An 8,679-nucleotide genomic window follows, 5' to 3' on the forward strand; every position below is an offset into this window, starting at 1 on the left:
GAGATACAGGGCGAGATCACGAGGAACATCGAGGATGGCACGATAGGTGATCACGTGGGGGCCTTACCTGGTGAAGATCATCTTTGGTCGGAGTTCTTCTACCAGGAGCCCCCACGTCCCACTCCATCAGGCAGGCCCTCTGCCACCCCTACCGATCACCCCACGGCCACCCCTGCCAGGCACCTTACTGAGATCACCTCAGTGTCCGCCAACGAGGAATCAGAGTTGACGCGGGTGAGTAACGAGCATCTTGAGGTGTTGACGTTCGACGCGATCATCGAGCGCGATACCGAGCGGCTCGATTCGTTGCAGGCCGAATGGTTCCGCCGCGCCGAACGCAGCCGGCAACTCGGGCAGCTCTCCCGCGACCACAGCCGCAAACCCCACCACTAGGCCCCGGCTCTACACAAACCACTTTCCCGAAAAGGAGTGTGCCCCATGTGGTTGTTCTGGATTGTCTTTCAGATTCTCATTCTTGTTCTCGTCGGTGGTCTCGTCAGGGCAGGGCTGCGGCAGTCCGACGATGTCGTTACCGCCGTCATCGACCGCATCCGCAACACCACCCCACCGCCCGCCGTCGACACCGCACCCGAGGAGTCCGCTGAGGACTCGGACGAATCCCAGTAACAGTCCCCGTGACGAACGCCGGTCCTGCACTGCGGGTCCGGCGTTGTGTCATTCCTGGAGGAGTAATCCACTTTGAACACCCGCACACGCAAAAGCGGCCGGCTGTCGCGGGATCCGGCGACGGTCCGGGTCTTGCACAACAACACCTACGACGCCCTGTTCTTCGGCTACACGCTGCGCGACACCCTCACGTGCGTCTACACCTACACCGACCCGGACGTGCAACCCGCCACGACTGGAGTCGAGGTCGCCGAGCGGGCCTTCGAGCTGTTCACCGTCGGCCGCTACCCCGCGCACGCAAGCCCGGATCCGCGTGCCGTGGCCTACCGGGAACTTGGGCACCGGTCGTTGTCGGTGGGGGATGTGGTGTGCGTGGACGGGCACTTCTTCGCCTGCGAACCGTTCGGGTGGAACGAGATCGACCCACCCAGCGAAACCTCACTCGAACATCCAGACACCACCCGCGCACCGTGAGGAGAGGTCGTGCTGGAAGGCCATCCCGGAGTGCGACGGATTCCACTCCCGCCGGGCTTACCGTGGAGTCCAGGAAGGACTTGCGACCATGCCACCCACACCCACCGCAGGCTCACCCACACCGCGACTGATGCGCGTCGCCCTGGACGCCGCGGCCGCGGAACACGCGGTGTTCCCGCTGCGGCCACGCAGCAAGAAGCCGGCCATCGTCGAGTGGGAGGCGTCGGCGACCACCGACCCCGACCAGATCCGGCAATGGTGGCTGCAGGGTCCCCAGAACGTGGGGATCGCCTGCGGCCCGTCCGGGTTGCTCGTCGTGGATCTCGACACCCCGCACTACTCCCATGCCGTCGAAGCCGACGAACCCCAAGGTGGCCGAGAGATGCTCGCCGCTCTCGCGGCCGCGGCGGGCGAGGCGTTTCCCGACCACACCTACACGGTGGCTACGCCGACCGGCGGGCAGCACCTGTACTTCGCGGCCCCACCCGAACTCGAGTTGCGGTGCACCGTGGGGCGCTTGGGCCGCTGGATTGATACCCGGGGCGCCGGCGGCTATGTGGTGGCGGCGGGCTCGGTGCGCCCGGAGGGCCGCTATCGCCTGCACCGCGACGCACTGATCGCACCGCTGCCTCAGTGGATCATCGAGGCGCTCACACCTCACCCGGCGGTCGAGTCCACGGGTCTGCGGTTGCCGCCCGAGCGGGCAGCGGCCTATGTCGCGGCCGTGGTCCGGGGTGAGGCCGACGCTGTGGCTCGGGCGGTGACCGGGCAGCGCCATCACACGTTGCTGCGGGCCGCGGGCGCGCTGGGGCGTCTGGTCGGAGGCCAGGAGCTCGATTACGCCGCCGCCGAGAACACCCTCCGCCACGCCGTCGAAGGTCACCTCGGCCGGGACGGCTTCACCCCCGACGAGGCCGACACCACCATCCGCGCCGGCCTCGCGTGGGGCATCCAACGCCCCCGCCACATCACCGACACCCACCACCGACCAGCCCAGGACTAGCCAGGGGTCGCTAGCGGCCGAGGGCCCGTCGATCGGCTGCGTAGCCCATCAGGTCCCCGGTCAGGGTGGCAAGGGCGCCTGCGGCGTCGCTGCGCGATGTGCTGCGCACACCCCCGCCACCCCGACCGGCGTCCTGATCCCACCCCACGCAGATCAACCGCCCCTTTTCGCCCCTCGCCACCCACTCGTAGCCGGGTGCGAAAAGGGGCTCTTTCATCCTGCCCGACTTCATCAGGGAGAAACCCATGACCAATCCCATCGCGGTGGCGCTGAACACCGTCGACGACGTGCTGCCCGCGCTGCCTCACATGCTCGGGTTCTACCCAGCCGACTCGCTGGTCATCGTGACCATGCACCATCACCCCAGCGGCCAAACACGGCTGGGCGCGACCATCCGGCTCAACCTGCCCACGCCTGAGGAGTACGCGCAGTTCGTGGCCTTTCTGGTCACCGAAGCCGGACCGCTCCAGACACTGCAGCCCGACGCGCTCATGCTGTTCGTCATCACCGACCCCGACCCCGAGCAGGCAGAGGGGTTGCCGCATCACCGACTCATCGACCAGCTCACCGCCGCGCTCCCCTCAGCCGGATTCCGGGTGCTCACCGCCCTGTGGACCCCGCACATCCGCCACGGCGCCCAGTGGGCCTCCTACCTCGACCCGGACCTGCGCGGCACGGTCGGTGACCCGACGACCTCTGTGCTGGGGGGCGGAGCTGGCCGCACGCGGCCACGTGTTGTTCTCCAGCCGCGAGGACATGTGCGCGCTCATCGCCCCCGAACGAGACGGGGCCACCGCAGCCGAATGGGCCGTCAAACTCGACGGGCTCGGCCTCGACGACACCCACACCGGCGCGGTCACCGAGCGCGTGGAAGCGATCACCTCGGCCATCGCGGATATCGCCGATGGCCAGTATCCGGACCAAGACTCGCTTGTGCGGATGCTGCACTGGATCTCCGACAGGCGCGTCCGCGACGCTCTCCTGCCGACCGCGCTGGGCGAGCACGCCGGTGCCGCGGAAAACCTGTGGATCACCCTCGTCCGCAAGGCACCGGCTCCCGAGCTCGCCGAAGTCGCCACGCTGCTGGCGGTGTCGACCTACGTGCGCGGCGAAGGAGCCCTCGCCCAGATCGCGATCGAACACGCTCTGGAGGCCGATCCCGAACACACTCTCGCCGACCTGATCCGCCACGCCCTCGACAGCGGCATCCCGCCGTCCGAGTTCGCACAGTTCCTCCAGCACTACACCGACACCACCACCGACGCCACGACGCAGTAGCAGGGCAGCGCGCACCTGGTTGTCACGGCCCGGCTTTCGTTCGGTCACCACACCGCACGAAAGCCGGGCCGCTGTTTGTCCCCGACACCGGCTTGTCGCGACTGCTCGTCGCCGGACACCCGATTCCGACTGCACCCCACTGTATTTGCGTGATGGGAGAGCCCTATGTTTACCGAACTCACCGACCTCATCGACGACGTGCACCGAGAACTTGCCCCGGTGTTCGACATGATGGAGTGGGCCGAGGACGAGATCAGCGCCGCGCGACGGCGCCATCCCGCCCATGCCGACACGCTGCACCACAGCTTCGCACTCCTGACCCCCACCAGCGACCGGATGCGTACGGAGTTCGTTTACCGCGGCCACGCCCGCGAACTCCTCGACCGCGTCGCCCAGGGCGAGGACACCCGGCCCGCCACCGCTGCCGAGATCGTGCTCGCGTTCTGCCATGCCAGCCAGACCGCGCCGCTCAACACCACCGCGACAGGACTGGTGTTCCGCATGTGGCAGGAGGCTTTTCCCGACACACCAGTGGATATCGACGACCAGGAACACCGGGAGCAGCTCTACGGCAGCAGCATCGATGACGCCGAAGCCGACACCCGCGCCAGGCTCGCCGACTCCAGTCGAGTTCTCGGGACCATCGAATGCGGCGGATGGCACCACGGCGAACCCGTGGCCTGCAGCTACGCGCCGTATCCACATCTTGGCCAAAACACCGCATAGCTGCAGGGACAAGCAGTGCGCCTGGATGTTTCTGCTGGGAAAGCTACGTGACCATCCCGCTTGCGGTGCCCTCGTATTACGACCCTGGCGAGATCCTGGCCGAGGTCGTCGACGACGGCATGCTCGCCGACGACCTCGCGATCTTCCTGACCTGAATCGAGGTCAACGTGCTGGCCGGGTTCCTCGACGCCACGACGGAGCCGACTACTGACTGGAATGCCACCGGGCCGGCTGCCACACACCCCACCTCCACTAACGAGGGAGTTTCTTTGTATTCGCTGTTTCGATCCTCGACCGACCGGCGGCACGCCCTGCGATCGGGCCGGCATCGTCGGTGCCGTGGCCTAGCATCGCTGGCCATGCGGTTCCAGCCCTTCATCGTCTACGCCCGGTTGTGCGGAGCGGCCGGGCTCGGTGTACTGCTGGGCTGCTCGGCCACCGGTCTGCTCAACGTCCTCACTGGCAGCGTGTTCACCCACCTCCCGCACTGGCCTGCCGGTGTGCCGGTGCTGGCCGTCCTCGGCGCCCCCACCGGGCTGTTCGCCGGGTGGCTGACCCGCCGGTGGTTCGCCCCCGATGTCCCACGTCGCCCGCTGGTGTTCGCCGTGGGCGGGGCTGTCGCGGTGCCGCTGGCCACCGCCGTGCACAGCGGCTCAATCGCCCTGGCGTTCCCGCTCATGCTGGCTGCCGCGACGGTCGCCATCGCCCTGTGGGTGCGCGGGTACCGCCGCGAAACCGCCCAAGTCCGCGCCATGATGTACGGCTACCACCGCCACAACCGCTAACCCACCACCCCCGCCCGGTTCGTGCTCATCGGGTTTGTGTTGGTGGCGGGTGGGGTTTCTGCCTGCCCTGCAGCCTGCTGGATCGCGGGCCGCTCCACGCAACACGGCACCCCAGAGGGGACCCCGCCGTGCTTGCGTTCCGGACCCCCGATCCAGCACACGCGGCCGCAGGCAGAACGACCCACACCGGCCACCCACCATGGCACTGCCGCTGAAGGTGTCGGTCGTCTGCCCTTTCTCTGCCTTCTGCATGGAAAAGGATCCGCGATGTTGCCGAATGTCGTTGCCCAGCGCCGCGACCCGTACCGGACCCGAATTCTCTACGGCGATCATGTGATCGGTGTGCTCACCGAACACCCCGAACACAACCGCGTAGGCGTGTTCTTCCGTGGGCCTACTGGTCGGGGGTTTCGGCTGCCTGACTGCCACACCGTCTCCAGTGGCACGGCGTCGCTGATCGTCGCGGCGCTGAGCTACCACTATCAACCCCACCAGATCACCCTCCGCACCACTGACGAGGGCTTCGTGCTGTGGTGCCCCACCTGCCACGGCGCCGGCATCCGGCTTGGCCAGTGCTACAGCACTAAGCAGGCCGGGCTCGACCGGGCCGCCGCCGATCACGCGAGCGTCGCGGGGCATCCGGCGGTGCTCGTCGACCGGCCCCAGGCGTTTCCGCCTGATGTGGCTCCGGACAACGCCGTGGCCACCGACGAAACGAGCACCCCATGAACACCGATCTCAGAGCCGAGTTGAGACGGGATCCGATCGTGCGTGACTTCGCCGGGCGAGTCCGCAACAGCCGCATGCCGCGGTCGTTCTTCCAAGCCGACGAGCGCAGTCTCGGTCTGTGTCCGCTGTTCATCGACTCCATCCGGCGCGGCTACCGGCAACGGGGCGGCACGATCCAGGCCGATCCGGCACTGGTGGCCGACGTCGTCCTCCGCCTCGCCTTCACCCCCACACCCAAACCCAGCCTCCTCGACCGGCTCCGCACCCTCCTGCGACGCAGCCGGTAACCCCGTTTCCCTCGAGGCCCGGGTTCCCCGCTCGACACGGGGAACCCGGGCCTCGACGTGTGCACAGCGCCGCGGCTCCCGAGAGACCACGTCATGCGCCCGACGCCATCGCGTGCTTCGCGCGGCGTGCCCACCTGAATCCACCTCGATTGTTGGGAGAGATGATGAACGACCGTCACGTCCGCCTGGACGGCCCGAGTGATCTTCTCGCCGCCGTCCCGCACCTGGTCGGTTTCTATCCGGTCGATTCCGTGATCGTGCTGACCTTCCACGACATCCACGCCCGCCCACGTCTCGCCGCGGCCATGCGGTTGGACGTGCCCCGGCCCGCCGTCTACGACCGGTTCCTCGCCACTGTGCAGCCACCGCTACTGGCCGACCCGGACGTCGACGGCGTCATCGCCGTGGTGACCACCGCCGCCGGTGACCTCGCCGCCGAGGGACTGCCGCACCACGGGCTCGTGTCCAGGCTCGCCACGCTCTGCAGCGAGATCGGGGTGCCGCTGCTGCAGGCGTTCTGGACCCCGGAGTTCCGTGCCGGTGCCCCGTGGGGCTCCTACGCCGATCCCCTGGTCACCGGAACCGTTGCCGATCCCAGTGCTTCCGCGTTGGGTGTCGTGGCCGCGCTGGCGGGTGAGGTCACCTATAGCAGCCTCCCCGAGATGACCGAACTTCTCGCACCCCAGCTCGACGAGGCCAGCGCGGCACGCTGGCGCACCGCGCTCGACACACTCACCGACCAGACCACGACAGCCACGACGGGCGAGTACGACAACGCTGCTCATCGGTTGGTGCTTGAGACGATCCATGCCTTGGCCGAGGGCGGTGAGGTCTGCGAGGACATCCTCATTCGCGTTCTGCACGCCATCAGCGACCAGCGCATCCGCGACGCTGTTTTCCGCACCGCGCTGGGCCCCCACGCCCGCGCAGCCGAAGGATTGTGGATCACCCTGATGCGCTGCGCCCCCACCGGACCCGAGGTCGTCGAAGCGGCGGTGCTGCTCACGTTTTCCGCCTACATGCGCGGTCACGGCACTCTCGCGGCCCTCGCCCTCGAACGCGCCCTGCACATCGATCCCGACCACTCCTTCGCACGCCTGCTCAACCAGGCCCTGTCCTACGGGATCCCCCCGGACAAGCTCGCCCCCATCGCCGACGCCGAGCCCAACCCGACGTCAGTCCGCGGCAGCGACCGGTAACACGCAGCCCACCGCCCTGTGCTGGCGGCCGGCCCCGGCAAGCCGGACCGACCCTCCACACAGACGACTCCGCACCGACCTGCCCGAGATACGCACAATCGAAAGGCCCGTCATGACGCTGCCCGAACACCCCCAAGCACGCATCGAGGACCTGCAACGCGCGCTCGAGCAAGCCCGCTCCGACCTCACCGCGTTCCGCACACAGGTCCGATCCCGCATCATCCAGGCCCACAAGGACGGCGACATCTGCCTCACCGGCATGAACGGGGGTCTGCGGGACCTGGACCTACCCGAGTACGTCCCGGGCTGGAACGGCACCGTCACTCTCACCGTCGAGGTCTGCGTCACCGGCACTGAAAACGAAGACACCGCGCGCCAGTGGGCGCAAGAGGCGCTCGTGGTCTCCTCACACGATTCCGATGTCAGCGTCGACGACATCGACCGCGACACCCACGGTTTCGAGGAAGCCGACGAGGTGGACCGGTGAAAACCTCACACGACCTCCGTTTCCTCGCGCGCAAGGCGCTGATGCGTGCTAGGGCGGGTGAGCCCGGTATGCGCCGCTACGCCCGGAACTTGCTCGATGAAGCCCGTCGGCGTGAGCTCACCGAGCACTCGATGACCGTCGGCCGCCGCAACGTCACCCCGCACACCTACCGCACCTTCCTCCGCCGCCAACTCACCACCACCCAGCAACCTCTGTCCACTAGGGAGCAATCCGGCACGTGATCACCCCCGATCTGGAGGAGGTTCGGGGTGAGTGTTGCTGCGAGTTGGTGGATTCGGGGACGAGGGCGCGTGGCTGTGGCGGGTCGATCTGAGGCGAATCAGACCAGCACGGCCCGGGCGCTGCAAGGGCGCCTGCGGCGTCGCTACGCGATAAACCCTTGCACCACCCGTCCCGTCCCGATCGCGCGGTCGCAGATCGACACCCTACAACCACACAACCCAGCCACGGCTGGGTCTTCGGGGTGTCGGTATCGAAAGCGGATTTTCGTGGATAAGGAGGCCCGTTGTGGCTGGAGGAACCGAAATCACCATCGTCGGCAACCTGACCGCCAACCCCGAGCTAAAGTTCACCCACTCCGGCGCCGCCGTGGCGAACTTCACCGTCGCCAACAACCCTCGTTTTCTCGATCGGCAGAGCGGGGAGTGGAAGGACGGCGAGTCGCTGTTCCTGCGCTGCAACGCCTGGCGTCAGCTGGCCGAAAACGTCGCCGAATCCCTCACCAAGGGCACACGGGTGATCGTGCAGGGCCGCTTGAAGCAGCGCTCGTTCGAGACCCGCGAGGGTGAGAAGCGCACTGTGGTCGAGCTCGATGTCACCGAGGTCGGCCCCGCTCTGCGCTACGCCACCGCCACCGTCCGTAAGACCACCCGCACCACCACCGACGAGCCCCCGGCCGAGGACATGTGGGCCGCCGCGCCCGCCGGAGCTAGCGCCGCTGACGCGCCGTTCTGAACCACCACCCACGGGGTGGGGGGGGGGGGCCCCCCCCCCCGCCCCCCCCCCCCCCCGGGGGGGGGGGGGGGGGGGCCCCCCCCCCCCCCCCCCCAAAGGGGGAAGAGCG

General features: G+C 68.0%; 13 protein-coding genes and 1 pseudogene. All 14 read left to right on the plus strand.

The window, feature by feature from the left end; genetic code table 11:
- Nucleotides 1-393: hypothetical protein (locus tag R4I43_RS34045; protein WP_324269848.1), on the plus strand; the 393-nt coding region annotated here is incomplete at its 5' end.
- Nucleotides 394-438: 45 nt separating this feature from the next.
- On the plus strand, nt 439-627 hold the full coding sequence (locus R4I43_RS34050) for a hypothetical protein (RefSeq protein ID WP_324269849.1): 189 nt from the start codon (nt 439-441) through the stop codon (nt 625-627).
- 132 nt (nt 628-759) lie between these two features.
- A complete protein-coding gene (locus R4I43_RS34055; RefSeq protein WP_324269850.1) occupies nt 760-1,101 on the plus strand; it encodes a hypothetical protein in 342 nt (113 codons plus the stop codon).
- A gap of 130 nt (nt 1,102-1,231) precedes the next feature.
- The gene (locus R4I43_RS34060) at nt 1,232-2,104 is read left to right on the plus strand and encodes a bifunctional DNA primase/polymerase (protein ID WP_324269851.1); all 873 of its coding nucleotides are present in this window, start codon (nt 1,232-1,234) and stop codon (nt 2,102-2,104) included.
- A 308-nt stretch (nt 2,105-2,412) separates the two neighbouring features.
- A pseudogene (locus tag R4I43_RS34540) lies at nt 2,413-2,742 on the plus strand (DUF4192 family protein); the annotation flags it as partial.
- 43 nt (nt 2,743-2,785) lie between these two features.
- Nucleotides 2,786-3,382 (plus strand): DUF4192 domain-containing protein, encoded by a 597-nt coding sequence (locus R4I43_RS34065; RefSeq protein ID WP_324269852.1) that lies wholly within the window; start codon nt 2,786-2,788, stop codon nt 3,380-3,382.
- Nucleotides 3,383-3,547: 165 nt separating this feature from the next.
- Nucleotides 3,548-4,108: a hypothetical protein gene (locus R4I43_RS34070; RefSeq protein ID WP_324269853.1), complete on the plus strand. Its 561-nt coding sequence runs from the start codon at nt 3,548-3,550 to the stop codon at nt 4,106-4,108.
- Between the two features lie 359 nt (nt 4,109-4,467).
- Nucleotides 4,468-4,893, plus strand: a complete 426-nt coding sequence (locus R4I43_RS34075) for a hypothetical protein (RefSeq protein WP_324269854.1) — start codon at nt 4,468-4,470, stop codon at nt 4,891-4,893.
- 267 nt (nt 4,894-5,160) lie between these two features.
- Nucleotides 5,161-5,622: a hypothetical protein gene (locus R4I43_RS34080; protein ID WP_324269855.1), complete on the plus strand. Its 462-nt coding sequence runs from the start codon at nt 5,161-5,163 to the stop codon at nt 5,620-5,622.
- Nucleotides 5,623-5,660: 38 nt separating this feature from the next.
- Complete coding sequence (locus R4I43_RS34085; protein WP_324269856.1) at nt 5,661-5,909, plus strand: hypothetical protein; 249 nt, start codon at nt 5,661-5,663, stop codon at nt 5,907-5,909.
- A 164-nt stretch (nt 5,910-6,073) separates the two neighbouring features.
- Nucleotides 6,074-7,108, plus strand: coding sequence for a DUF4192 domain-containing protein (locus R4I43_RS34090; protein ID WP_324269857.1), 1,035 nt, complete (start codon nt 6,074-6,076; stop codon nt 7,106-7,108).
- A 112-nt stretch (nt 7,109-7,220) separates the two neighbouring features.
- A complete protein-coding gene (locus R4I43_RS34095; protein ID WP_324269858.1) occupies nt 7,221-7,595 on the plus strand; it encodes a hypothetical protein in 375 nt (124 codons plus the stop codon).
- Nucleotides 7,596-7,684: 89 nt separating this feature from the next.
- Entirely contained in the window at nt 7,685-7,837 is a 153-nt protein-coding gene (locus tag R4I43_RS34100; protein WP_324269859.1) for a hypothetical protein, read from the plus strand.
- A 286-nt stretch (nt 7,838-8,123) separates the two neighbouring features.
- Nucleotides 8,124-8,570 carry a single-stranded DNA-binding protein gene (locus tag R4I43_RS34105; RefSeq protein WP_324269860.1) on the plus strand — a complete coding sequence of 149 codons (447 nt, stop codon included), beginning with the start codon at nt 8,124-8,126 and terminating at the stop codon, nt 8,568-8,570.
- Nucleotides 8,571-8,679: the final 109 nt, after the last annotated feature.

It is taken from the genome of Saccharopolyspora mangrovi (assembly GCF_035320975.1).
Taxonomy (GTDB): domain Bacteria; phylum Actinomycetota; class Actinomycetes; order Mycobacteriales; family Pseudonocardiaceae; genus Saccharopolyspora; species Saccharopolyspora mangrovi.

What these genes read in the sequence shown, in the direction of transcription:
- R4I43_RS34050 (WP_324269849.1), top strand. Translation starts at nt 439, where the DNA reads ATGTGGTTGTTCTGGATTGTCTTTCAGATTCTCATTCTTGTTCTCGTC.
- R4I43_RS34060 (WP_324269851.1), top strand. Translation starts at nt 1,232, where the DNA reads ATGCGCGTCGCCCTGGACGCCGCGGCCGCGGAACACGCGGTGTTCCCG.
- R4I43_RS34070 (WP_324269853.1), top strand. Translation starts at nt 3,548, where the DNA reads ATGTTTACCGAACTCACCGACCTCATCGACGACGTGCACCGAGAACTT.
- R4I43_RS34075 (WP_324269854.1), top strand. Translation starts at nt 4,468, where the DNA reads ATGCGGTTCCAGCCCTTCATCGTCTACGCCCGGTTGTGCGGAGCGGCC.
- R4I43_RS34080 (WP_324269855.1), top strand. Translation starts at nt 5,161, where the DNA reads ATGTTGCCGAATGTCGTTGCCCAGCGCCGCGACCCGTACCGGACCCGA.
- R4I43_RS34090 (WP_324269857.1), top strand. Translation starts at nt 6,074, where the DNA reads ATGAACGACCGTCACGTCCGCCTGGACGGCCCGAGTGATCTTCTCGCC.
- R4I43_RS34095 (WP_324269858.1), top strand. Translation starts at nt 7,221, where the DNA reads ATGACGCTGCCCGAACACCCCCAAGCACGCATCGAGGACCTGCAACGC.